This is a genomic window from Phocaeicola sp. RTP21359st1_B8_RTP21360_211022, assembly GCF_040911965.1.
Classification (GTDB): Bacteria; Bacteroidota; Bacteroidia; order Bacteroidales; family Bacteroidaceae; genus Phocaeicola; species Phocaeicola vulgatus.
In genome coordinates this window covers 1-25634 of sequence record NZ_JBDFXP010000057.1, presented here as the reverse complement: position 1 = coordinate 25634, position 25634 = coordinate 1, and the positions used below count along the sequence as shown (strand labels likewise).

Here is a 25634-nt window from a genome sequence, read left to right as displayed (position 1 = left end):
TTGAGAAAAATCCAAATGACTTCAATTGGAGATGAAACAAAAGAGGCCATCTCAACTCTATTTTGAGACAGCCTCTTCAGAGACAACAAAACCAATCGTCTTCAATTCTTGCTGAATATTCTCTGTTTTTGAAGAAGAGAATAAGCAGACTGAATCCGTTTTATACAAATAATCAGTTCTTCTATATGTGTAATTATATTGGCTCGTGATTATATCGTCATAGGAATAAAAAGATCCGTCTGAGAACTTGAATAACTTTATGGATTTTATCTTAGAAGAAACATCTAATAAAGAATGGCTATTCAGTTCTGTCATAAATCCAGTATATGTTTCTGCATCAGCATTTTGAATCCAAAGATTTAGTTTTTCAGTGTCTGCATCCTTGATAAAGTCTACAATACCATACTCCTTAATACCAAGTTTTGTTTTTGCCGCATCAAAGATAGGTTTAAGACTGTCTATGTCAGCATTCCACTCAAACCAGCAATATTTATCGTTGGCAATTGCTAATGGGATGTTGCACTTCAACCTGCGAATTTTTACAAAAGATGAATTGTCACAATATCCATTAGTGGTTGGAACATTGACTTTTATGTGCTCTAAAAGAGCATTATAAAAGTATTGATTTACCCACGCGCTGTTAGATGGAACGTTGCCACACAATAAGATACTTGAAAATAGTTGAAGGTATGCTGTCCTATTATTAACATCTTTATATTCATCAAGTTTCTTTATAATAAACTTTGCTATTTCAGGCAAGAGTTCCTTGTTTACGCTATCATCCTGCAATTTTCGACGATTAGCCTGGTTGCTAATGCTATCACAATGTACAAAAATGGCAGAATTGTGAGTCTCATCACCTAATGGGAAATACTTGTAGAAAGTTGGGGATACTTTTAGCCTTTCAACACCAGCAAAAGGGTTTTCTGAGTTGAAGTCTATTTGATCATACCCAAAGGCGTAATGAATTGGAGCATCCTTGTACTCAGGAGATATACGTATGAACTCTTCCGATTCTTGAGCAATTTCCCCCTTCTCCATTTTGAGAGGAACCTCAACCAACTGGTTGCTGTTTACCTTTACATTCTTTAAGCCTTTTAAGGTGTTCAAGGAGTATTCAACACCAGTTTTAAAATTTTCTTCATAATCCTTGTCCAATAGTTCCTTCTTTCCTTCACCTAAACGGATGAAGAAAATACTACCCTGATTGAAATCGTCTTGTTCAAGGTGAGGAGAGAGGTATTCTTTAATTTTGCTTCCCATCTCAAGATATTCTTCTTGAGTAAAAAGAACAGTATCCTCATATTGAAGATTTTTAACTGTTTCATTAGGTCCTGCAGGGAAGTTGGTTAGAATCAGTTTTAACAAATAAGGAAGGTCGCTATCATCAGAAATGTTGTCAACTGCTTCTATGTTTTCACCATTCATAAGTGAAAGAAGGTCTATTTTCTTGCTCCAACTGAACATGATAGGTCCTTTGAGATCCTTTACCAGTTCGTCCTTACCATCACCTTTACCCACTAAACGGTGGACTAATTTGAAACCAATTCCAAAACGACCGATTTCGCTTGCGCTCTGTTTTACAGATTGGCTAATATTTAGAATTGAGCGAAGCCCCTTCTGATTAAAGGCTTCTCCATTATTTACAGCAATAAGATACTTCTCGTCATAAAACAGATAAAACAGCGAAGAACCGCAATCCGCTGCATTTTGTAAGAACTCATAGATTGCCTGTCCATCTTCTGCAATTTTGAGGAATGTACTGAGCAACCCTTCGATTGACTCTTTGTCTCCATGATAGAGATCAAAAAAGCCCTTTACTCGCTCACCAGTACTTAAAGTATGTGAGCTACCGATATAGTCCACATCATATCCAGAGCCTTCTTTGAAGCCTCTTATATCAGTATGATATTTTTGCCTAAAATAGTTGGCACTTTTAATTTTCATATTTTTTTGTTTATAAGTAACTATTCAAAATTAATTTTATATGTATGAGTAATTCACAAATAAATTCTTACCGACAGATGCAAGTGCCCTGTTTGTACAATAGAAATTAGAGTCCTTAGTATTGTAATCAGCTGGTCTTATCCATTTGCCTTTCAATATACACCATAGTGTCTCGATAGGTTTAAGTTCAGGAGAGTATGGTGGAAGATAGAAAAGGAACAATCTTCTATTTTCCCATATCTTTCTCATTTCCTTTACCTTCCGTTTCCTATGGACTGAAGCATTATCAAGTACAACCACCGTTTTCTTCTTTACCTCAAAAGAGAACCTGTCAAGATAATCCACAATCCTGTCTGCATTGATGGATTCCTGCGTTGTAAAGTTTATATTGATTCCTTCTGGTAATCATGCCAAAGATATTAAATCTTGCAGCTTTCTCGGATGGAATATAGACCCTCTCATCTTTGAACTGCCACCCGTAAGGTACATAACCATCGGTACATACATTACTTTCATCAGCATAATAAAGTTCTATTTTACCTTTGGAATCAAGACTTTCAAGTTCTTGCAACTTCTCTTTCTTATAAACACAAAAGTGACCATTACTTTAGAACAATGAAACACTCTTATCTATAATTGTATATTAAATCCTTAAATAATAAAATTAGGTAATAATAGGACCTCTTTTTCATGACTAAGCTTAATAGATATAACCTGTCTGTCAGTTAGAGTACAGGGCAACAAATTAGTGTCTTCAGACCCCAGTAGCAGTACCTTTTCATTCAATTCCTTTTTGGTATTTTTCTCCAAATCATATATTATAAACATCCCTCTTTGGAATATCTCAGAGCCATTCTTGTTGTTTGTCAGGTTTAAGCCTTTCTCATCAAGCTTTACAGACCAGTCAGAGCCATGATCTCTGAAGGTATATGTAGTACCATAGCTTACCGTTTCTTTTCCTATCAGTCTACCAACAAGAATATCTACATTCGTATAAGGATTGCGTTTATAAATCGGTTCATCAGTTTTTGAGTCACTTTCCGTTCTCAACCGGCATGCATTAATCATGCCCTTCAGTAATTTGTCCTTAACCAGCGGAAAGGTAGAAACAGATGATTTGCTTTCCATCCAGTATCCGTGTTTCCTCGCATATCCGTTGATACATTTCTTTCCGTCACAATCCTTATCAGGATTCTTACCAGTACCACATTCGTATATCTGCTTTTTGCCTTTTATTCTCTCGCCGCATTCCGTTGCTTCAAAACCGTAATACAGGTACTCAAAATGAAGCAGCAAATAATATTCAAAACTACGGCTTGAAAAAGCAATATTTACCTTTTTCCCGTCTATTATCTTATTGGCCTCGGCCATGGCTTCCTCATGTTTAGGATGTTCGTCCTTATCATATACTGCCCAAGATTCATCCACTCCTTCAGACATGATTTTTCTTGCATACAACACCCATTTTAATGGTGGAACACCGGTTATAACTTCATCTTCAGCAACATCTTTCTGTCCACCTGACTTGACTTTACGTTTCTTCCCTTTATAGCTTCCTCTGGAAGAATCCGCTTCAGCATCTTCAACCGGTATATTAGGCTGAGGAATTGTACGTACATCAAAATCCTTGCTGTCACCATAAAACCGGTCACACAAGTCTGTAAAGAACAATGGTTCGGTCTTATCACCTTCACACACTATTCTTATGACATACTTACTATGACGTTTATTTTCACTCGTTCTTGCCATAGTCTACAAACAGTTTCTCCAGTGGTTTTAATGAAGGAACACCTCCAAATTTATTATTCAAATACCATTTGGCAAACAATGTATCCTCTCTTACGTCCTCAAAATCGGAAAGAGAGAATATCTCTGATACTCCCTGCTCATTCTTTTCTGTAAACCATACCTGGTCTTTACGGATAGTATTCTGGTCAAGCAGATTCACATCATGGGTTGTAAAGATCAATTGGGCATTATTCCTGTTTATTCTTTCATTTCTGAAGATGTCCACAATGAGCTGTGTTATATAGGAATGTAGCCCGGAATCCATTTCATCTATAAAAAACGGACTTCCATTCTGCAGCGCCTGTAATATATAACAGCCTATAAGGAAAAGTGATCTTGTACCAAAAGATTCTTCTTTTAAAGGCAAGTCTGCTGTTTTGCCCAAATCCTCACCATCATTATATAGACCATGCTGGCTTGTAACTTCAACGCCGTCACTGCGCTTTTCCAGTTGGAAACCGGCCATACCGGTATCCGCAAATGCCAGAAATTCAGCAAGCAGTTTCTTGTTTTCAGGACGTGAATAAAGCCATCTGACCATTTCCTTATCTTCACCCAACATGGTATCTTCATGATAACCGTTGGAAACAATCATATCTGCCAGATATTTTGCGGCATTTGTTATCGGTTCGCATGGTGTATCCTTCAGGAACTTGGAAATCAGCAACTGGTTCTTGAACACATTGAAAGGCTTTGAAGAAGAAAGGCTTGATCCGAATTTAATAGTATCTGATTCTTTATCTTCTGAAAGCAAAGTGCGTTCATAAAGTTGTGTCTGTTTACCGTTTGGATAATAAATCAACGACTCTGACTCTATCTGCAATCTGGTAAAACTGACTTCATATTTATATCTGATCTTCTGAGTTATAAACTCCATTGAAAAACCTATCGGTGCATCAGCCGTAGTATTGTCAAATTTGAACGGCTGATACAATGGAATATCATCACCAACCCTGTTGTCAAGATTGTGGACCCATCGTCTGAACCTATATAAAAACTTTATGATATTAGTCTTACCTGAAGCATTTGCTCCATAAATTAAAGAGATTTTCAAAGCCTTCTTTAATTCTTCTGCATTGGTCTCAACTTCACATATATTATCAACCTTAGCCTTTGAAGAAGTCGGCTCTGTCGTAAAGGAACATACATCCTTAAATGAACGGTAATTCTTAATTTCTAAATTTAATATCATATTCTTGCATCTTTTCCACAAAAATAGCCTTTTAAATTTTCTATTCAAAGTTTTTTCTTCGTTTTTTGCGCTTTTTCTTCGCAATTTCAGTTTTAAATTCTTATCCATGGATTTTATTGAATCTTTTAAGATGAGTTTATTCAAAAGGCAGTTCATTCTGTTTGAACTGTTGCAGGTCTATAGCATTGCTTTCCGTTGGTATCTCCTCCTGGTTTTCTGCTACTACCTCCGTTTCAAGATCCAGTCCGAAAGTCTCTTTCAGCTGGAGATAATCAAAGCACAGTGCCTTTGGTCGGTTTACCTTTACCTTCTTAACCTGCTCGCCATTCACAATGTCAATGGTATAGTCAGGAAGTCCGCTTGGCAGAAGTATGGTGAATCTGTCCTGCTTCAACCCCAGGTATGAAGCATGGGATTTCAGGTAGGACATGATGGTGGACCAGTTCGAGCGGTTGGAAGTAGAACCTGCATTCCGGCTGTTGAACAGTGATGCCACAGCTGCCGTGTTCAGATAGAGAATAGGACGTGCTTCCTTAAATTCTATATCTTCTTTTATAGATAATGGACGGAAGGATTTCATATACCTTATACGGTAATGTGCCTTCTCAATACATTTCCCTGAAGTCTGGAATCCCTGAAGCATACTCCAGAAGTCCGCTATCTCCGAACTTTCCTGAGCCAGTTCATTCTGATTGCGTATTCCTTTAACTGCTGTTTCAAAAAGCTCCGCATAACTGAAAGGCACGTCAATGACTGTCTCCAGTGTTCTGAAGGTGGCCAATGGAATAACCCAGTTCCCGAATATACGGTCATGGATTGTTTCATTCTCCAGTTTTGCAGCCAGTTCACGCTTGGTGATAGAGTATATTTCCGGAAAGTTCTTCTCAAACACAGTTCCCGGTGTCCCAATATCTCCAGGGTGAGGTGGGTAAGTCCCATATTGCAGACTGATACAAGGTCTTCATAAGCCCTTTTCTCATTTTGGTTGAATGATGTCTTTGAAAAGGCAAGGAAGATGACACGGGTATAGAGTGCCATATCCTGAGTAGGCTTGTCCTGGCCGCAAAGGGCAACACCTGTTGTGACAATGGTCTGTGCTGCCATACCGTCTGTGTTTGTATTCTTCTTGGTCTGACCGCCACCACCCCAAAGTCCTTTCAGATAGGCTATCTTGCGGATGTCAAGGTCATTCTTGTATTCGTCCAGCACGGCAAGTGTATTGACGGCCTGTGATACACGGTCGTTCATGGCCGGTACGGAAGTTACACCGAGATTGGGCGGATCTACTCCGTGCAGGAAGAAGGACTGGAGGGAAGTAGCCAGGGTTGTCTTACCGGTTCCTTTCTCACCAAAAAGGTTCAGGATGGGAAAGTGACGGGTGCGTCTGAATATGATGTCACGGAAGAGGGTGGCAAGGAGATAACAGAAAGCTACGCTTGCATTCTCACCGAACACTTCCATTAGTCTGCCTACATAGTCATGCAGCTTTATCCCGTTACGGTTCTCATGCACCATAAGTCTCTCAAACTGGAATATCTCCGGATTGTTTAGATAGATTTTTGAAGTGGCCGGTATATAGAAGGCCTTGCCGTTGATTCCACGGACAATACCCAAATCATCAACGGCATTGAATGTGCTTGCAAAGAATATACCATTACCAAAAGCAAAGATTCCTTCAGCCGCATTCCAGCCGAGCTTTCTGATACGTTCTGCCGTATCGGTCTTTGAATACAGGTATTCCTTTACACGGTTGAGCTTGTCTATCTTGGCCAGCCATACGTAGTTGCCCAGTGAGCCGACCTTCTGCTGGAAGTTGCTCAGTGAGCAGAGCTCAGACTCCTTCAGTTCTATAACCCTGCATACATTGTACATATTCCTCATGCGGAAGATTCTGGTTCCGTTTATCTCATCCTCGATATGGAACAGTGGTTCCATGATGAAGTTGAAGATTCTTGACGGTTCATCATCATCTTCACCGATGGAGTAGTAACAGTTTTCCCTGACGAACAGTCCGAACTGGCGAAGCAGTTCAGCTTCACGCTGCATTTCGTTCATGGCCGCAGGTTTGTCGTTCCTTCTCCTGACTTCACCACGTGCCTGGGTAACGGCATCACGCCATAGCTTTACCTTCCCGTGCAGTCTGGAGAGCTGTTCTATGCACTGGTCATACACAAGCTGGTCTTTTATATAGCGCAACAGGTCTGCTATTTCCGCAACACACTTTCTTTCCTCTACCATGGAACCGGCTACCAGAAAACGTTTCTGTGCCAACCAGATGATAAAATGCTTTTCCGGAAGTGAAGTATAATCTTCCCTGCTGCGGATATAGCTGTCGGCATCATTCTTTGCATATTGTACTTCTCCTTCTGTCCCGGATGGTATTTCTGCGAAAGGAAGTTCCCTGACTGTCACATGGAATCCTTTTCTTATGGCTGCTGCCCCGTTGGTCATCACCGCCTCAAATCCCGGTCCGTATGGCTTTCCTTCCGCAATATCTGAATCAGGAATGAAACAGAGTGAGGATACATACTTCTTCAGCTGCTCAAACTGGACGTCACTCCAGGCTGTTCCAAGTGACGCTACTGTATTGTCGTATCCAATCGACTGCATTCTAAGGACATCAGGAGCACCTTCCACAATGATATAATAGTCGGCATCACGCAGTCTGGCGGCACGGTCAATACCGAATACTGTTTCTCCCTTGGAGTAAATCATGCTTGTTGCCGAGTTGATATACTTGGGAGCTTTCCTGTTGTCTCCGATGTATCTGGCCGTATAGGCAATGATGCGTCCCCATCTGTTTCTCACGGGAATCATAATACGCTGGCGGAACATGGCGTATGTGTTGCCGTCCTCACCACGCTTGAACATGCCGAGTTCGTACAGAAGTTCTTCGTTCAAAGCCTTGTTTCTGCAAAAATCCATAAAGGCCTGACCGTCCTTCGGTGCATAGCCTATTCCGGCAAAGGCACAGAACTCCTCATGCCACCGGCCGTATGCGTAGGCCCTGGCATCAAAGCTCTCTTCCTTGTCTGTTGCTCTTAAATTTTGCAGGAAGAAGGTCTGGACTGTATCGAGAACTGCCAGAAGTGATTCCCGGTGCCTGGCTTCGGCCATCTGTTCCTCACTGCGCTCTTCACTGATGTATTCTACCGGAATATTATGGTTCCTGGCAATAAATTCCACAGCGGCACTGAAGGAAAGGTTTTCCTTTTCCATTATAAACGTAATGGAATCACCGCCACGGTTACAGCTGAAACAGTGGAAGAGATTCTTGCCAGGGGTAACGGCAAAGGAACCGGTCTTCTCTGTATGGAAAGGACAAAGTCCCATCAGGGTTGAACCTTTTCTGGACAGTCTGACATAAGGACTGAGTACGTCTTCTATGGCAAGTTCCCTTACTTTCCGTATGGTTGTTTCGCTTATCATAACGTACTGAGCAGGTTCCAACAATCGATTATTGACTGTCCGGAGTATTTCGGACGGCTGACATTATTAGGATTAAGCGGTTGGATATACCCGTTTTCTCTGTATTTTTTGAGTGTCTTGTTGCTGATACCGAGTTCAGCACAGGTGCGCTTGACTGAATAGACACCGTTTGGATCGCACGCTGGTCTGATTTCTTTCATTATTATAAAATCATTATGAATGTGCGATACAAATACCAGTCCGGCTTTATTGTTAAGTGGCAAAACTATAAGCTGGTGAACAAAGGTTACTGATGCACATTCCTGTACCTACTATAATTGCTTTCTTTATATTTCATAGAGTATCACGGCTAAAGTAAACATATATAGTTTACCATTATTAAAATATTAGCCATAATATGTTTATCATTTATCTTTCTTGACCGGCTTTTCTGTCTGTTTTGGCTGACTTTCATCAAAATAGTCCTGGGTGGTACGCTGCAGGAGCCTGAGGTCTGCCGTGCGGTATTCCACCTTACCCGGTCTTTTATAGGAAACCACCTTTCCCTGACGTTTCCACCTTTCTACATTCCTGCGACCAAAAAGTTCGTAAGCCTTCCTCTAGCTAATGAATTCAGGATCATCCTTGTCGGCTTTCAGTTGCCTGACAATTCTGGAGGAGAGGTCATTCAGAAATGTTTCGTATGGTATAAGATGGTCTAGAAACTGTAATATCTTCATATAAACCTGATTTGGTTTTCTATACTGTTCGTTTGACCGTGATGGTTTGGTTTTCCCTGTCAGTCCTGGTCTTGAACTGACGGTTGTAAATGGCACCAAGCTCTGAGGCCTGAGTACGGACGCTTTTCAAACGTGAGATGGGGAATGAGACGGATTCACCTACTTCAAGGGCAACAAGTGCCGGACGGATTTTTTCTAAGTTTTCAGACATAATTGTTGGATATTTAATATTTAATGTTTAACTTTATATTCACCAAATGAATAGGTTACACTACAACGTAACATAAAATGGTTTATATAACCAAATATTTGTTTGATGATTTATTGTTTAAGATGTATTTATTGAAGGAATCGCATGGATAATGACATAAAACACGTGCATGTAGGTCAGGCTATAGACAAAAGACGCAACGAGCTTGGATTGAGCAAATCTGAGCTTGGACGTAAAATAGGTGTACCGCAGCAGCACGTAAACCGCATACTGGAAAGGGAGACAATGGAAACGAGCAGGCTTATTAAAGTCAGCGAAGCATTGGACTTCAATTTCTTTTCCCTTTTCTGTCCGAGACAGCATCATATCTCGGCACACCTTGCTGCTGTTGCATTAGACGGAAATGCAAATAATCTGATAGGTGATGCAGAACTGGCTGTGCAGTTATCCAGCGAAAAGAAAGAAACAGAAAACCTGAGGGAAACAATCAAGCTTCTGAAAGAGCAGATAGAAAGTCTGAACTCACAGATTTTACGTCTTGATTCAAACCTGAAGGATAAAGATATAATTATTGAACTATTAAAAGAAAGGAGAAAAGACATGTAATTTTAAAAGAATGGTAATGGCCATTTGCATGTAGTAGAATAAAACTTTACCATTAACGGTGTTCACCATTTATAAAAATAATATAGTAGCCATAGCTTGATTCTTAGAAGAGAAAGTCTTGATACTAACAGATTGTTTTCTAATTGTTTACTCTCTATCTGTAAATAAAAGAAAATCAATGTAGTATTAAAGAGGCACAAGCTGCAGTAGAGGAAAATCTCTAAGAAATCAGCTTCTTTAATTAATATAGGCAAGACAAGCGTTTTCCATTTGTTTTCCCCAAGCATTTAGATAACTGATTGTCAATATAATATTAAAGTGGCACAGGCTGCTGTTGAAGATATGAAGTAAATTGAATATTTTCTGAATATAAAGGTGGGAGGTGCTTGGAATAAGTACCTCCTACTCTATTTTTATGGCATTTTATTTTTTCAATAAAAACATAGTTTATACATTTGCCTGCAAGACAAAATCTATATTCATATGAAAAACAAATGCCTCTTAGTATTACTGTTAGCTTTGGGATATTGCCATGTACAAGCACAAAAAAGTCAAAAGGATCCTTTGTCCGAAGCACTCGTCCGGTTGAATCAAAAAGTGGATTCCGAATTGATTCCCGGAATAAAAAGGTTTCCCCTGATTGGAATTTCCACAGATATAAGTCCGAAACGGACAGCCGTAAACACGGCATATGTACAGTCAGTCATTCTCTCTGGAGGAATTCCTTACATGATACCTGTAACGGATAATGTAGAAATACTGCGTCAAATTGTATCCCAGCTGGACGGAATTGTCTTTACAGGTGGAGAAGACATCCAACCGATGTATTATGGCGACCTTCCTTATGAAAAACTGGAAGAAGTAAGCCCTGCCCGGGATACCTTCGACTTGATGGTGCTGAAAATGGCCGCAGATCGGAATATTCCCATATTAGGAATTTGCAGGGGACTACAATTAATGAATGTAGCTTTCGGTGGAACTTTATATCAAGATCTGCCCACGCAACATCCTTCAAGTGTCAACCATCGCCAAAAAGAATCCGGCACTACCCCCACCCATCCGATATCCATCATAAAGGAAAGCAAGTTGGCAGAAATTACAGGACAAGAAGTGCTGCAAGTCAATACATTCCATCATCAGGCTATCCGGAAATTGGCACCGGGATTCAAAATCACGGCTTGGGCACCCGACAGTATAGCGGAAGCTATAGAAGCTTATCCCATACGACAAATGATAGGTGTACAATTTCATCCGGAAATATTTACAGCTGCCGGAGATACCACCATGCATAAATTATTTAAATTCCTAGTGAACAAGGCTGACACATTCAACCTAGCTAAAAAAATTCACAGCCGCATTCTATCCATTGACACTCATACAGACACTCCTCTTTGGTTTAAAAACGGTTACAGTGTAGGCCTGAGAAAAGACAACATGGTCAGCATCCCCAAAATGGAGGAAGGCAAATTGGACGCACAGTTCCTAGCCGCATTTATATGGCAGGGGAAACGGGATGACGCATCTTCACAAAAAGCCGTAGAAAGCACCACCCGATTAATTCAATCCATTTATGACGAAGTAGAGCAATACAAAGATTTTTGTGGCATCGCCCTTACGGAAGAAGACTTGATACGCCTGAAGCGTGAAGGTAAAAAAGCTTTTTTTATAGGTATCGAGAATGGTTACGCCATAGGCAAAGACCTAAAGAATATAGCAAAATACAAACAGATGGGAGTCAATTATATTACTCTCTGCCATTCTTATGACAATGATATTTGCCATTCGTCCACTCATACGGAAGATGCGACTCAAGGACTGACACAGTTTGGTCGTGAAGTAGTGAAGGAAATGAACCGGTTAGGTATTATGATAGACATATCACATGCCAGTGAAGGTACTTTCTGGGATGTGATAAAATATAGTACACAACCTATCATCGCCTCTCATTCCTCGTCAAAGGCTTTATGCGACCATGACCGTAATCTAACAGACGAACAACTCCGTGCCCTAGCGAAAAATGGCGGAGTGGCACAGTTATGTCTCCTCGATGCCTATATCAATAAAAAAACAAAAGCCGCATCCATTTGTGATGCAGTCGAACATTTAGACCACATGATTAAAGTAGCCGGCATAGACCATGTAGGAATAGGTACAGACTTTGATGGCGGTGGTGGTCTGCAAGGATGTAAAGGAGATAATGACTTAATTAATCTGACCATAAAAATGATTGAAAAAGGATATACAGAAGAAGACTTAAGGAAGATTTGGGGAGGTAATCTCTTGAGAGTAATGAAGCAAGTACAGGAAGCACCACTTCTTTCTTCAAAAAAACGCAGATAATACCCAAACAAGGATAATTAAAAATATATAGAAATATCCTATTATCATTTTTCGGAAATTATCAGGGCTGTCTCACCAATGGACAGCCTCTTTTTGTAACTTACAGTTTAATAGTAAAAGAAATAAGACAGACCTTATTCCCCTCTCCTCACCATAGGAATTTTCCTATTACAAATAGGGAAACTCTCCTTTACAAATAGGAATATTCCGTTTATTGTATCATTCCCTCCACTTATCTTTGTGACATAAGAAAAACAAATTTTAAAATTAACGGATATGAGAACAAAAATACTGAAATACTTCGGAATGGTAGTTGTACTGATAATAATGGTTAACCTAACCTCCTGTGAAGTATCCATAGAAAGTTGGTACGATGATGATGATTACAGCGAAATATATTACAGAACCACTCGGGAACTATGCAGCCGGACCTGGCAGGAAACTTGGGTACAAGACGGTGAATACTACACACAACGACTAGACTTTTACGAAAATAGAACAGGCACAGACATCATACGAATAGAACATCGGAACGGCTATGTAACCGAAGACAGGTACAATTTTGAATGGAGATGGGATAACAGCGCACAGACATGCATCCGTATGGTTTACGGTCCTAGTGACATTTCATATTTTGAAAATGTATGGTTGGCCGGAAACTTCTTAAAAGGCACATTGGATGGTGTCAATGTAAATTTCACAGGAATCAGGTAAAAAGAAAAAAAGCGGGATGATACCCAACACATATCATCCCGCTCTCCTTTTTCCCAATACACTACTCACTCTTAATGCTATTTACCGGATTCTCATTAGCGATATGCCATGCCTTAAGCACCACACAAGCCACAATAATAATCGCTACAATTAAAGCCGTAGCCAAAAAGAGTAACGGATTAAGATCAACCTGTTCCGCAAACTGTTCCAACCATGCTTTCCCAATAAAATAAGCTATAACAATTCCGAGTAAAATAGAAGGAATAGAAACATATAGAATATCACATACCAGCAGACGGAGAATGTTTGATGCTTCCGCACCATTCACTTTACGAATAGCTATCTCCTTACTGCGACGTTGCGTTTCATCGTTTACATAACCTATCAGCCCCATAATCACTATAAGCAGGATAAAACCGGAAGTGATAAGGACAGAATTGCGGAAACGATATACATCTTTATAGATTTCGGACAGCATATCATCCACTGTATGGAATGTTAAAGCCACTTGTGGAAAAGTTTTGTCCATGAATTCATTCAGGCGCTTCAAATTTTCATCGTAGGGTTCTTTCAACCGTACATTGAAGGTATGATTAAACGCATTACCACCTATCAGCACAATGGGTTGCTGCGCCTGATAGAAACTTTGATTGCGCACATCACGGAACACACCTACTATAGTTCCTTCCTTAATCTCATCAAAAGGTTTTCCTACGGCTCCATCCGTCCATTTCTTAAGCCGGACTATCTCTTCATTCACCAGCAGATCTTTGGCATGGGTCATCGGCTTTCCTTCTATAATCGTAATGCCTACCACATCCGGATAATTAAAATCCACATAGTTCATATTAAGAACACCTATACGCTTGCCGTCACTGCCCATCAATCCTTTTGTCCAATATTGGCCCAATACACTATGGCTGGCTGTAGCCACGCTCTCTACCATAGGCTGACGCCGGATCTCATCGCGCATATGAGGAACAATTTCAATGTCCAGCCAACTTTCGGCTTCTACCAGTCCGGCAGTATTGATCCCCATATCCCTGTTCATCAAATGACTATACTGCATTAACGTAACCAGTAATAATCCCAAGACAAAAGACACACCGGTAAACTGTATAAACAACAGTGACCGTTTCCATCCTTTTTTACCATCAGTATAACGACGGAATACCTGTGTGACAGGAATATGTGAAAAAATACGTCCGGGCAATACACCTGCCAACAAAAATAAAAGTACAACAACCAGCAGCGGTACCCACAAAGTTCCCCATGTAAAGAGTGATGCAAGTCGCACCGACAGCAAATCTTCTATCAAATCCCGCGCATTGAAAATGATAAATGCACAGACCAGAATGGATACCAGAACAATAATGCCCGTTTCCATCATAAACATACTGAAGATATTCCCATTATTGGCACCATTGCACTTATGGACACCGACACTCTTGGCACGACGTCCCAAAGTAGCAATTACAATAAGCATATAGTTCATAATAGCGACAAAGAAGATAGAGAAACCCAAAAAGCCATAGATAACTAGACGCTTTGTTGTTTCTGAAGAAGTCTGATGCTTTGTTGCCAATGGAATGACACTGAGTTCCAGTTTCCAACCGTTATGTTCAGTCGGCATGTATTTCTCCACCATCCGCTGGATGTTATCGTTTACCACCTCTATATCCGAAGCTTCTCCGGTCCGGAACACTGCATAAAAAATATCATTTCCTCCCCATCCGGCTCCATCCTTATAACCTCCTTCTTTATGTACACTTACTACAAAGTCTGCCTTAAACATGGTATTCTCCGGAATATCACGATAAACACCACGGACAATCATTTCAGTTTTCCGCTCCAATATTAACACTTTACCTATAGGATCTGCATCACCAAAAAAACGGCGTGCAAAACTCTCGGACACAAACAAAGTATTGGAGTTAATCAAATCGTTAGGATTTCCCTTTAAAACCGGAATGCCAAAGGTTTGGAAAAAACAAGTATCCACCATAAGACACTGTTCGTCATCCGACAACAATTGATTTTCATAATAATAATTACCGTTGGCTGTGTAAGAATTTATACAAGTAGCTTTTTCCACTTCTATTGGCATATTCTCAGCCAAAGCCGCCGCTATCGGAGCAAAAACGGAATAATCATAGATATCCCCATCGTCCCCCATCGACTCACCTGTTTCCAAATTATGGTAATATGCGCGGACTATTCCTAGATTTCCAGCTTCAGGATAACATTTTTCATAACTTAACTCAAATGCAATCTGCGAGAACAACAGGATGCCAACAGTCAGCCCCAATGAAAGCGATATGACTTTCGTCACATTACTTCCACGACCGTGTAATATCGTTTGTATTGCATAATATAATTGCTTCATCGCTATCTATTTAGTTACTCAACTTTAATACTCTTTACCGGATTCTCATTAGCAATACGCCAAGCTCTAACAACGACACACACCACTATCAGAGCGATAATCACCAATGCTGTTCCGACAAAATACAACGCATTCATATCTATCGTTTCGGCAAATTGATCCAACCAAGCCTTTCCTGTAAAGTACGATACTACAATTCCTATCAAGACCGATGGGACAGCAACATATAATATATCACGGGACAGCAACCGAAGAATAGTCGAAGCTTCAGCACCATTCACCTTACGGATAGCTATTTCCTTACTGCGACGTTGTGTTTCATCATTCACGTAACCTATCAACCCCATAACAACAATAAGCAAAATAAAAGTAGAAGTAATCCATACAGAATTACGAAAACGATATACATTGCGATAGATTTCCTTCAGCATGGTATCTATCGGAATAAATTCCAATGCCTTAGTGGAATGCACCTGCTCCATGTATTCGTTCAGCTTTTTCAAACTCTCATCGTATGGCTGTTTTAAACGTACATCAAAAGTGTGACTGGTATTATGACTATAAACCAAAGCCACGGGAAACTGCTTATAAAGAAAAGACGTATTGCGCACATTACGGAATACACCAACAATGGTTCCGGCTTTATCAAAATCATTCAACCGTTTGCCTACTGCCCCATCTGTCCATTTCATCAGCCGCACTACTTCTTCGTTGACCAATACATCTCCCTCATTCTGCATATCTTTCCCTTCAATAATAGTAATCCCCATGGTTTCAGCATAATTCTTATCACAAGGATTATACATCAAGGTTTCTATTCGCTTGCCACTATTATCAATCAGCCCACGAGTCCAATATTCTCCCAGAACACCATGCATAGAACGGGTGGCATTTTCCACCATGGGTTGACGACGAAGATCGTTAACCATATTCTCTGCTTCTTCGGGTGACATCCATGTTTCCGCCTCCACCAATCCTGGAGTACGGATACCCATATCACTATTAATCAGATGATGATACTGCATCAAAGATACTAACAAAATCCCCATCACAAAAGATACCCCCATAAATTGTACAAATAAAAGAGAACGCTTCCACCCCTTTTTCCCATCTGTGTAACGACGAAAAACTTGAGTGACAGGAATGCGTGAAAACAATCTTCCCGGCAGCACTCCGGCTACTATGAACAGTACAAAAACAATGAGCATCGGAACCCATAAAGTTTCCAATGTAAAGAGTGAGGATAACTGCACCGAAAGTAAATCTTCTATCAGATCTTTGGTATTGAAAATAATAAAGAGGGCCACTATAACGGACATCAATACCACAATCCCCGTCTCAAAAAGGAACATACTGAAAATATTGATTGCACTGGCACCACTACACTTATGCACACCTATACTTTTTGCCCTGCGGCTCATGGTAGCAATAGCTACTAATACATAGTTCATGATTGCCACAAAAAATATGGCAAAGCCCAAAAAACCATAAATGTAAAGGCGAGTGCGGGTATTTGAGTCATCCAGATGAATTTCGGGCAATGGCTGTGCATCATAAAAATTTCTCCATTCATCATCAGCAGAATCAGGATAATATTTTTGCATAGCCTTGTATATCTGACGATTGATTTCTTCCCTGTCCACCCCATCGCGCAAACGGAGAATAGTATAATAAATGTCATTACGCCCCCATGTTCCACCCCCTATATAACCACCTCCGGCATAAATGGGAGCTACAAAATCAAAATGATAGGCCGTATTTTCCGGAGTATCCTGATAAACACCACGGACTGTCAGTTCATGCTGTTTATCCAAAGATAATTTTTGTCCCACAGGGTCCTGTCCACCAAAGACATCACGAACAAAAGTTTCAGAAACGAATATGCTCCCTGCCCTTTGCAATTCCTCAGGATTCCCTTTCAATACTTTGATGCCGAAAGTACGGAAATAGCAAGTATCTACATAAGCGTAGTTTACGTCTTTCAGCTTATGACCATCCTTGAATACATTTAATGTCTCAAAATTGAAAATGACTGTAGCATTTTCAATCCATTGTGACAAATCACTGCGGAATGCTTCTGCCATCGGAGCAAACAAGCTATCATCATATCCTTCTCCTTTCTCTCCAGTCTTTACATTCTCTCCTCCTCCACGTACCAACACCAATCGGTCGGCATCAGGGTAACATTTTTCATAATTGAGTTCAAATGCTATTTGTGAAAAAAGCAGAACACCAATAGTCAAGCCTAATGAAAGCGATATGACTTTTGTCACATTGCTTCCACGGCCGTGTAATGTCGATTGTATTGCATAATAGATTTGTTTCATTACAACCACCCTTTCATTATTATTCTTTAATGTTCGCCACTACACTACCGTCAAACAAATGAATGACACGATGAGCAAATCCGGCATCATGCTGAGAGTGAGTTACCATGACAATACTAGTCCCCTCCTTGTTAAGTTCGGTCAATAGATTCATTACTTCAGCACCGTTCTTTGAGTCCAAATTACCGGTAGGCTCATCGGCGAGGATCAATTTAGGGTTAGTAACCACAGCACGGGCAATAGCCACACGCTGTTGTTGACCGCCAGAAAGCTGTTGCGGGAAATGCTTGGCACGATGACTCAAGTTCATTCGCTTTAAAATTTCCAGAACACGCTCCTTACGTTCACTGGCCTTGATTCCAAGATAAGTCAACGGCAATTCCACATTTTCAAAAACATTCAGTTCGTCTATCAGATTAAAGCTTTGAAATACAAAACCTATTACACCTTTACGCAGGCGGGTGCGTTCTTTTTCTTTCAGATTGGCTACTTCATTGCCCAGCAACTTGTAACTGCCTTCAGTAGGATTGTCCAGCAGACCAAGGATATTCAATAAGGTGGATTTTCCACAACCTGATGGTCCCATAATAGCTACAAACTCTCCTTCTTTCACCTCTATGTTTACATGATTCAACGCAATTGTTTCTACTTCTGAAGTACGAAATACCTTACTTAAATTTTCAATCTGTATCATAATAATAAATTTTAATTGTTTGTTCTATTGATCTTTATTCTGATTTAATACTCTTTACTGGATTCTCATTGGCAATGCGCCATGTTTTGGAAATGACACAACTGACAATCAATATCAAGACCACGATAGCTACACATACATAATAAGGAACAAGCGAACCTACAGTCACAGCAAACTGTTCCATCCATAAACCACCTACATACCATGCCCCTAGTGTACCTGCGACTACAGCCGGGAAAGAAATTCAAAGAACATCTTGCACCAACATTTCCAATATCACAAATGACTCAGCTCCATTCACTTTACGAATAGCAATTTCTTTCGAACGTCGCTGTAATTCATCATTAATATAGCCTATCAGTCCCATCAAAGTAATAAACAAAATGGCAATTGCCGCCAATAAAGTCGCATTACGAAATACACGAACGGAATTATAACTATCCGCCATTTTTTGTTCCAAGCTTTCAAAGCCGACTGTTTGATTAGGAAAAGCTTCGGCAGCATCACGCTTCAGTTTCTGAAGATTCTCACCAAAGGGTTCCTTCAGACGGAGATAAACAAGATCAGCCAAATCTTTGGGATGATGATGCAAGACAAACGGTTTCAGCTCTGAGTAGAATCCGCCAATATTAAAATCTTTAATCACACCTACTATTTTGACACGGCCTTCTTCTGTCTGTATACTCTTACCTAAAACATCTTTTCCCCAATGCATTCTCCGTACAAATTCCTCATTCACTGCCACCTCACCGGATTCACGAGGCACACGCCCTTGCTGTATGACCATTCCCATAAAAGCTACATAATTCTCCTGAGTAAAATCATAACGGCTGGAAAAAAGACTCGTTCCTTTCTCATCCGGTATCATCTGCCCGCTATATCCATTAGACGGATAGCTAGTTGCCGAAGTCAATGCTTCCACGTATGGAAGCCCCTCATAAAAGTGACGGGCAGCAAGCCGGGCTTTAGCATCCGGTGCATTATTAACGCCAATCACTACCCGCTCAGGATTATAACCCGGATCTTTATTAATAACATAATGATACTGGAGCATCACTACCCACATCAATCCACATATAAAAGCCACTCCTGCAAATTGGATAAACAATAACGGACGTTTCCATCCTTTCTTACCCTCTGTATAACGCCGGAAAACCTGTGTGACCGGTATCTTTGAAAAAATTCGTCCCGGCAGCACACCACCAATGAGGAATAAGACAGCAGTCACTCCAAAAGGCACCCAAATACGTTCCACCGCAAAAAGAGACTCCAGTTTAGCAGCCGTGGTATCTTCCACAAATTCCCGGAAATTAAACATTAAAAAAACCATCAAAAACAATGAAAGCAAAATAATAATACCGGTTTCCCACATAAACATACCAAAAACAGTACCCGTTCCCGCTCCGCTGCATTTATGAACACCAATACTTTTGGCACGCCGGCTCAATGAAGAAATAGAAATCAACACATAATTCAATGTCGTGATAAACAAAATAGATATACCTAAAATAAGCATAATATTACGCATTCTTTTCACTTCATCATATCCACGGTACGTATCCCGAACAGGTTTTGCCATGACAGTGATTCCCAACTTATCACTTCTGGGAATATGTTGCTGTACTACCATATCAATACGCTTGTTCAATTCATCCAAATCAATATCCTGCTTCAACCGGATATATTCTTTCCAGCTGTCCCCACCGTTCCATGAATAATTTCCTATCCGGCGGCTCCAGATAGAAGGCAAGGAAATGACAGCCTTCGGTCGCATAGTACAATTCTCAGGTAAAGCAGCATACGTTCCTTTGACTGTCAACTCAATTTCCTTATTGAAACTAATTATTTTACCAATCGGGTTCTCACCGCCAAACATTTTATCCGCCAAATCTTTACTCAGGAAAATTACATCTTTTTGCTGCAATTCACGTACCGGATCACCACTCAAGACCTCAATACCCATTGTCTGAAAAAACAATGAATCGGCAGTGACCTTAAAATCATCAAAGCGGACACTCCCGTTATAAATAGGTGCCGAAACCGGCCACGAGCCTGTACTTGCCGCCGATTCCACAATTTCCGGCATTGCATCCAGTATGCCTCCAGCAGCTGCACCGATAATGAACTCACTCGGAGGAAAAGGCTCTCCATTTACTGTCCATATATTCCACAATTGGTATAATTTATCATGATCCTTAAAACAAGTATCAAAACTCTGCTCATACACAACTCTTGAGAAAAGTAGAATACTCATAGTCAGGCCCAAGCCTAACGAAACGACTTTTATAATATTAGCTCCACGTCCATGTATCAAAGCCTGAATGACATAATAAATCTGTTTCATATTTCGTGTTTTTAATTATTATTATTTTAAAAGAGAGAAGTCCCGTTTCACAACGTTACTTCCCATAAAGTGTATAAGAAACTAAAGTTTCTATAATTCGTTCTCTATAATAGAAATGCCAAAACCGTGCCACACAAACAAATAACTGATTAACAACACATTGCAAAATAACAAAAAGAAACAGTCTGTCTAATTATTAGACAATGATGTATGATAATTAGACAGACTATGAAAACAAACAAATAGTTCTACGCTTCAAACTTATTGGAATTTGCCTTATTTTACTATCTTTGCATTATCACCTATATAAAACAAATTATTATGAAACACATTCTTTTGGCAGCCTGTGCGGTTGCCATATTAAGCGGTTGCGGTTCGCAAGGGAAACAGGCAGCCCCTACCGGAAATCCATTCCTTTCAGAGTACACAACTCCCTTCCAGGTTCCTCCTTTCGACCAAATCAAGATGGAACATTACAAACCCGCCTTTTTGCAGGGCATGGAAGAACAACAGAAAGAGATTGACGCTATAGTGAACAACCCCGAACCCGCCACTTTCCAGAATACCATTGCAGCACTGGATCAAAGCGGAGCGTTACTTCGTAAAGTCAGCACCGTATTCTACGGACTGAAAAGCGCCAATACCAATGATGAAATGGACGCACTGAGCCGTGAACTCTCTCCACTACAATCAAAACACAGCGATGACATCGCCTTAAATGAAAAACTTTTTGCACGCATCAAAGCTGTCTATGAAAATCCCGGCGATTTGGACAAAGAGCAAAAGAAGTTGTTGGAAGAAACCTATAAAGATTTTGTACGTGGAGGTGCCAACCTGGATGCCGAAAGTCAAAAAAAACTGCGTGAATTAAATAGTGAGATTTCCATGTTGCAGCTCACCTTCGGCCAAAATATGCAGAAGGAAACCAATGCTTTCCAATTGATCGTGGACAAAGAAGAAGACTTAGCCGGATTACCCCAAAACCTGATTGCCAGTGCTGCCGAAACAGCTAAAGAAGCAGGCATGGAAGGCAAATGGATTTTCACCCTGCATAATCCCAGCGTCATGCCTTTTCTGCAATATGCCGATAACCGAGACCTGCGCGAAAAGATATTCAAAGGATACATTAACAGAGGAAATAACGGAAATGAATACGACAACAAGGAAGTGGTGCGCAAACTGCTCAAGGCCCGTCTGGAAAAAGCCAAGCTGATGGGATATGAAAACTATGCTTCCTTTGCACTGGAAGAACGTATGGCAAAAACACCGGATGCCGTATATAAATTATTAGATCAGATTTGGACACCTACTCTGTCCAAAGCCAAAGAAGAACTGGCAGATATCAATGCCGAAATAAAGAAAGACGGAAAAACCTTCACAGCTGAAGGTTGGGACTGGCGTTATTATGCAGACCGAGCCAAGAAAGCCAAATTCGACTTGGATGAAAATCAGGTACGTCCTTATCTGAAACTGGAAAACGTACGTGACGGTGTGTTCTATGTTGCCAACAAACTGTACGGTATCACTTTCACCCAGCTGGACAATCTTCCCCTCCCTCATCCCGATGCACAGGCATTCGAATGTAAGGACAAAGACGGTTCTCATCTAGGTGTACTCTATATGGACTTCTTTCCGCGTGCCAGCAAGAAAGGTGGCGCATGGTGCGGAAGCTATCGTTCACAGACCTACAAGGACGGCAAGAAAGTGGCTCCTGTAGTAACCGTGGTATGCAACTTTACCAAACCGGCAGCCGGACAACCCGCTTTGCTCAGTGCAGACGAAGCGAATACCTTGTTCCACGAATTCGGACACGCTTTACATAATCTTTTCAAAGATGTACATTATTATGGTGTGGCTAGTGTTCCGCGTGATTTTGTAGAACTGCCGTCACAGATAGATGAGCATTGGGCTTTTGAACCGGAGGTATTGAATGTATATGCCAAACATTATCAGACAGATGAAGTTATTCCTGCCGGACTGGTTGAAAAAATGGACAAGAGTGGCAAATACGGACAAGGCTTCGCTACGGCTGAATATTTAGCTGCTTCCCTGCTGGATATGGATTATCATGTATTAAAAGAAATTCCCGATGATATGGACGTTATGCAGTTCGAAGCAGAAACATTAGGTAAGCGCGGATTGCTGAAACAAATTCCGTCACGCTATCGCACCACTTATTTCAACCACACCATGGGTGGTGGATATACTGCCGGTTACTATAGTTATATTTGGGCAGAAGTGCTGGATTGTGACGCATACGAGGCATACAAGGAAACAGGCGATATCTTTAATCAAGAAGTAGCAGGAAAGTTCCGCAAATATATCCTCACTCCCGGCTGCATTGACGATGCAATGGACATGTATGTCAATTTCCGTGGCAAAGAACCTGGTATTGATCCCTTGTTGAAGAACAGAGGACTAAAATAACCCTCTAACCCTAAATAGAATTCCTCCCCCTGCAAAAGACAAATGATTGTGACTCTTGCAGTGGGAGGATTCTCATTTTGTAGTATGATTGCGGATAGTTCTTTTTATTTTTTGTTCCAAAGCAAGAAATAATCCTCAGAGAAAGCGTACCTTTGTGCCTGTCAAATCAAAAATTAAATTATGAATCAACCTATTGCTATGAACACCACAAGAAAACATGTGGTATGGCTGGATGTCGTTCGTTTGGTAGCCATGTTCACCATAGTTTGCTGCCATAGTGCAGACCCGTTCAACTTTTACCCCGGCGAACCGCCAGCCAACATTGATGAAATCAAATTCTGGGGAGCCGCCTACGGAGCCTTTCTCCGTCCGTGTGTCCCACTGTTTGTCATGATTACAGGAGCATTGCTGCTCCCCGTACGTGGCGAAATATCCGCTTTCTACAAAAAAAGAATCAGCCGTGTATTCTGGCCGTTCCTTATCTGGAGTGTCATTTATAATTTATTTCCCTGGTTTACAGGATTGTTGGGACTTAATCCTGAAATAATCCTTGACTTTTTCCCTTATAGCGGTGAAGAAGCCGCCCGTCAGTCACTCAACGTATCATTGGGTTATATAGCAGAAATGCCTCTCAATTTCTCTTTATTAGACGTACATATGTGGTATATCTATCTGCTTATCGGATTATATCTATACCTTCCTATTTTCTCCGCATGGGTAGAAAAGGCCTCGGAGAAAGCCAAACTATGGTTTCTTGTCGCATGGGGAATAACCAGCTTGTTACCTTATTATTATCAGTTCGTATCCCCATACATTTGGGGAGGCTGTGCGTGGAACTCGTTCAATATGCTCTATTATTTTGCCGGATTCAACGGGTACTTGCTATTGGGACACTATCTGCGCAACCACGACTGGTCATGGAGTAAGATACTGTCAGTCTGTATCCCCATGTTTCTGGCAGGTTACATGGTCACATTCTTCGGTTTCCGCCACATGACCGCATTACCACAATGCACTGATGAAATGTTGGAACTGTTCTTCACCTATAATTCTTTGAATGTGATTATGATGACTATCCCCTTCTTCCTCATAGCCAAGAAAGTAAAAGTACGTTCAGAACTGATCCAGCGTATGCTGGCAAACTTGACCGTATGTGGTTTCGGCATCTATATGATACATTATTTTTTCACAGGTCCAGGTGTAGTCCTGATGCGCAATATCGGTGTTCCCGTGCCTTTACAAATTCCCGCTGCCGCAGTCGTGGCATTTGGCGTATCGTGGCTGCTTGTGGTATTCATTCGTAAAATAAGCGGCAAGAATGCTAAATACATTGTAGGATAATAAAAACAGGACATACAAATATCGTTATATAAGAATAGCCGGAACTACTTTTTCCAAGTGATTCCGGCTATTCTTATAATGCTTCATCCACTAGAAATCAAGTCAGTTATTTGAGATGTAATTTAAAGAATATGCCTCCGATAAAATATTTACCGTCATTCAGTTCAGCAATAAGATTGATATGGTCTTTCCATATTGAATAAGTTCCACCCACATTCACAGTATAAGTTGCTGTATGCAGATCTTCCGCATGTCCGGGACACACTTCCGCCATCAGATTAAATCCATTCAGAGCTTTCTGCCAGAAACCTTCGCCCTTTATGCCAAAGTAAAAGTTTATCCCTGCAGCAGGACGACTATAATGCACATCACTCATAGCTTTACCGATAACCCAAGCTACATGAACCCCCACTGTACCTATTCCACTAAATTCAACATGTTTCGTTGCCGCCAGATAATAACGTGTCAAGTAATTGTGGTTTCCGCTACCACCGCCCCCCCAATCTATGTCTCCACCTCCATTTGAAGAATGGCTTCCCGGATCATTCGCACCAATCACTACCTGAGGCGTCCAAGCCTTCCACCAGCCTTCTTTCCATGCCCTCAACCGGAAATGAAACGATCTGTCCTGATTGGTAAACCTGCCCCAAGTTTGCTGAGGCCAATAAGAAGAACCATGTATCCCCTTTACCAACGTACAAGTATATGCTACTTCCAGCCAAGGAAACAAAGTACAATTTATATAATAGTTATAGGTATAGGAATGATATTCACTTCTCACCCAATATCGGGAAAGTATATTTACATCAAGCATATTTCCTCCCAGCATAACGGTTTTATCTTTCTGCATAACGGCAGTAGGTGCATGAAGTAGTCCTGTAGTACCATAAAAAGCCTGCCCTTTGATAACATTCATTCCTCCAAAGAGTCCCCCCAGAAATATTAGAGTTCTTAATTTCACTATTCTATGAATTTTAATTTATATTTGCAGCATGAAAACAGATGTATTAAAAATACTCGGAAAAATTATTCCTACTGCTATCTTCGTCCTGTTGTTGCCATTCTCCATTATTTACATGGCAATAAGCAAAGGTAAGCACTCAATTTAGGGCATCCCCCTTCGAAAGGGCACTTTTCAGTGCCCTAAACCGAGTTTTGTTAATTAATTA

At 40.7% G+C, this 25634-nt stretch carries 16 protein-coding genes and 3 pseudogenes; 5 read left to right on the top strand and 14 right to left on the bottom strand.

Going from position 1 to position 25634, the window contains the following annotated elements; translation table 11 throughout:
- Positions 1 to 57: 57 nt before the first annotated feature.
- The 9 genes and pseudogenes from AB5062_RS20190 to AB5062_RS20150 form a co-directional block, all read right to left on the bottom strand.
- Positions 58 to 1947, bottom strand: a complete 1890-nt coding sequence (locus AB5062_RS20190; protein ID WP_368326952.1) for a hypothetical protein — start codon at positions 1945 to 1947, stop codon at positions 58 to 60.
- A 36-nt stretch (positions 1948 to 1983) separates the two neighbouring features.
- Positions 1984 to 2292, bottom strand: a complete 309-nt coding sequence (locus AB5062_RS20185) for a transposase (RefSeq protein ID WP_368326953.1) — start codon at positions 2290 to 2292, stop codon at positions 1984 to 1986.
- Complete coding sequence (locus AB5062_RS20180; protein ID WP_050505461.1) at positions 2279 to 2518, bottom strand: transposase; 240 nt, start codon at positions 2516 to 2518, stop codon at positions 2279 to 2281. Before AB5062_RS20180 ends, AB5062_RS20185 begins: the two co-directional genes overlap by 14 nt.
- Before the next feature lie 80 nt (positions 2519 to 2598).
- Positions 2599 to 3696 carry an RloB family protein gene (locus tag AB5062_RS20175; RefSeq protein ID WP_032953308.1) on the bottom strand — a complete coding sequence of 366 codons (1098 nt, stop codon included), beginning with the start codon at positions 3694 to 3696 and terminating at the stop codon, positions 2599 to 2601.
- The gene (locus tag AB5062_RS20170; RefSeq protein ID WP_227238832.1) at positions 3680 to 4927 is read right to left on the bottom strand and encodes an ATP/GTP-binding protein; all 1248 of its coding nucleotides are present in this window, start codon (positions 4925 to 4927) and stop codon (positions 3680 to 3682) included. Before AB5062_RS20170 ends, AB5062_RS20175 begins: the two co-directional genes overlap by 17 nt.
- A gap of 136 nt (positions 4928 to 5063) precedes the next feature.
- A pseudogene (locus tag AB5062_RS20165) lies at positions 5064 to 8356 on the bottom strand (DNA primase).
- On the bottom strand, positions 8353 to 8556 hold the full coding sequence (locus tag AB5062_RS20160; protein ID WP_005649194.1) for a hypothetical protein: 204 nt from the start codon (positions 8554 to 8556) through the stop codon (positions 8353 to 8355). Before AB5062_RS20160 ends, AB5062_RS20165 begins: the two are co-directional and overlap by 4 nt.
- Positions 8557 to 8760: 204 nt before the next feature.
- Positions 8761 to 9075, bottom strand: a pseudogene (locus AB5062_RS20155) (hypothetical protein).
- Between the two features lie 19 nt (positions 9076 to 9094).
- A complete protein-coding gene (locus AB5062_RS20150; RefSeq protein WP_005815678.1) occupies positions 9095 to 9286 on the bottom strand; it encodes a hypothetical protein in 192 nt (63 codons plus the stop codon).
- A gap of 144 nt (positions 9287 to 9430) precedes the next feature.
- On the opposite strand from AB5062_RS20150, the gene AB5062_RS20145 reads away from it, so the two are divergent.
- The 3 genes from AB5062_RS20145 to AB5062_RS20135 all read left to right on the top strand — a co-directional run bounded on the left by AB5062_RS20145 (position 9431) and on the right by AB5062_RS20135 (position 12946).
- On the top strand, positions 9431 to 9892 hold the full coding sequence (locus AB5062_RS20145; RefSeq protein ID WP_032953307.1) for a helix-turn-helix domain-containing protein: 462 nt from the start codon (positions 9431 to 9433) through the stop codon (positions 9890 to 9892).
- A 483-nt stretch (positions 9893 to 10375) separates the two neighbouring features.
- Positions 10376 to 12232 carry a gamma-glutamyl-gamma-aminobutyrate hydrolase family protein gene (locus AB5062_RS20140; protein WP_032953306.1) on the top strand — a complete coding sequence of 619 codons (1857 nt, stop codon included), beginning with the start codon at positions 10376 to 10378 and terminating at the stop codon, positions 12230 to 12232.
- 276 nt (positions 12233 to 12508) lie between these two features.
- Complete coding sequence (locus AB5062_RS20135; protein ID WP_022508857.1) at positions 12509 to 12946, top strand: hypothetical protein; 438 nt, start codon at positions 12509 to 12511, stop codon at positions 12944 to 12946.
- A gap of 61 nt (positions 12947 to 13007) precedes the next feature.
- Here AB5062_RS20135 and AB5062_RS20130 read toward each other — a convergent pair whose 3' ends face one another.
- The 4 genes and pseudogenes from AB5062_RS20130 to AB5062_RS20115 form a co-directional block, all read right to left on the bottom strand.
- The gene (locus AB5062_RS20130; protein WP_057280404.1) at positions 13008 to 15332 is read right to left on the bottom strand and encodes an FtsX-like permease family protein; all 2325 of its coding nucleotides are present in this window, start codon (positions 15330 to 15332) and stop codon (positions 13008 to 13010) included.
- Positions 15333 to 15346: 14 nt separating this feature from the next.
- Positions 15347 to 17659 (bottom strand): ABC transporter permease, encoded by a 2313-nt coding sequence (locus AB5062_RS20125; RefSeq protein WP_057280403.1) that lies wholly within the window; start codon positions 17657 to 17659, stop codon positions 15347 to 15349.
- A gap of 19 nt (positions 17660 to 17678) precedes the next feature.
- Positions 17679 to 18353: an ABC transporter ATP-binding protein gene (locus tag AB5062_RS20120; protein ID WP_005840005.1), complete on the bottom strand. Its 675-nt coding sequence runs from the start codon at positions 18351 to 18353 to the stop codon at positions 17679 to 17681.
- A 34-nt stretch (positions 18354 to 18387) separates the two neighbouring features.
- A pseudogene (locus AB5062_RS20115) lies at positions 18388 to 20697 on the bottom strand (ABC transporter permease).
- Positions 20698 to 21018: 321 nt separating this feature from the next.
- Between AB5062_RS20115 and AB5062_RS20110 the strand changes: the two are divergent.
- Entirely contained in the window at positions 21019 to 23124 is a 2106-nt protein-coding gene (locus AB5062_RS20110) for a M3 family metallopeptidase (RefSeq protein WP_008668793.1), read from the top strand.
- A 180-nt stretch (positions 23125 to 23304) separates the two neighbouring features.
- Positions 23305 to 24465, top strand: coding sequence for an acyltransferase (locus tag AB5062_RS20105; protein ID WP_016271187.1), 1161 nt, complete (start codon positions 23305 to 23307; stop codon positions 24463 to 24465).
- A 106-nt stretch (positions 24466 to 24571) separates the two neighbouring features.
- Here the strand turns inward: AB5062_RS20105 and AB5062_RS20100 are convergent, their stop codons facing one another.
- Positions 24572 to 25381 carry a YjbH domain-containing protein gene (locus AB5062_RS20100; protein ID WP_050569619.1) on the bottom strand — a complete coding sequence of 270 codons (810 nt, stop codon included), beginning with the start codon at positions 25379 to 25381 and terminating at the stop codon, positions 24572 to 24574.
- Between the last annotated feature and the right edge of the window lie 253 nt (positions 25382 to 25634).

What these genes read in the sequence shown, in the direction of transcription:
- AB5062_RS20190 (WP_368326952.1), bottom strand. Translation starts at nt 1,947, where the DNA reads ATGAAAATTAAAAGTGCCAACTATTTTAGGCAAAAATATCATACTGAT.
- AB5062_RS20175 (WP_032953308.1), bottom strand. Translation starts at nt 3,696, where the DNA reads ATGGCAAGAACGAGTGAAAATAAACGTCATAGTAAGTATGTCATAAGA.
- AB5062_RS20170 (WP_227238832.1), bottom strand. Translation starts at nt 4,927, where the DNA reads ATGATATTAAATTTAGAAATTAAGAATTACCGTTCATTTAAGGATGTA.
- AB5062_RS20160 (WP_005649194.1), bottom strand. Translation starts at nt 8,556, where the DNA reads ATGAAAGAAATCAGACCAGCGTGCGATCCAAACGGTGTCTATTCAGTC.
- AB5062_RS20150 (WP_005815678.1), bottom strand. Translation starts at nt 9,286, where the DNA reads ATGTCTGAAAACTTAGAAAAAATCCGTCCGGCACTTGTTGCCCTTGAA.
- AB5062_RS20145 (WP_032953307.1), top strand. Translation starts at nt 9,431, where the DNA reads ATGGATAATGACATAAAACACGTGCATGTAGGTCAGGCTATAGACAAA.
- AB5062_RS20140 (WP_032953306.1), top strand. Translation starts at nt 10,376, where the DNA reads ATGAAAAACAAATGCCTCTTAGTATTACTGTTAGCTTTGGGATATTGC.
- AB5062_RS20135 (WP_022508857.1), top strand. Translation starts at nt 12,509, where the DNA reads ATGAGAACAAAAATACTGAAATACTTCGGAATGGTAGTTGTACTGATA.
- AB5062_RS20130 (WP_057280404.1), bottom strand. Translation starts at nt 15,332, where the DNA reads ATGAAGCAATTATATTATGCAATACAAACGATATTACACGGTCGTGGA.
- AB5062_RS20125 (WP_057280403.1), bottom strand. Translation starts at nt 17,659, where the DNA reads ATGAAACAAATCTATTATGCAATACAATCGACATTACACGGCCGTGGA.
- AB5062_RS20120 (WP_005840005.1), bottom strand. Translation starts at nt 18,353, where the DNA reads ATGATACAGATTGAAAATTTAAGTAAGGTATTTCGTACTTCAGAAGTA.
- AB5062_RS20110 (WP_008668793.1), top strand. Translation starts at nt 21,019, where the DNA reads ATGAAACACATTCTTTTGGCAGCCTGTGCGGTTGCCATATTAAGCGGT.
- AB5062_RS20105 (WP_016271187.1), top strand. Translation starts at nt 23,305, where the DNA reads ATGAATCAACCTATTGCTATGAACACCACAAGAAAACATGTGGTATGG.
- AB5062_RS20100 (WP_050569619.1), bottom strand. Translation starts at nt 25,381, where the DNA reads ATGAATGTTATCAAAGGGCAGGCTTTTTATGGTACTACAGGACTACTT.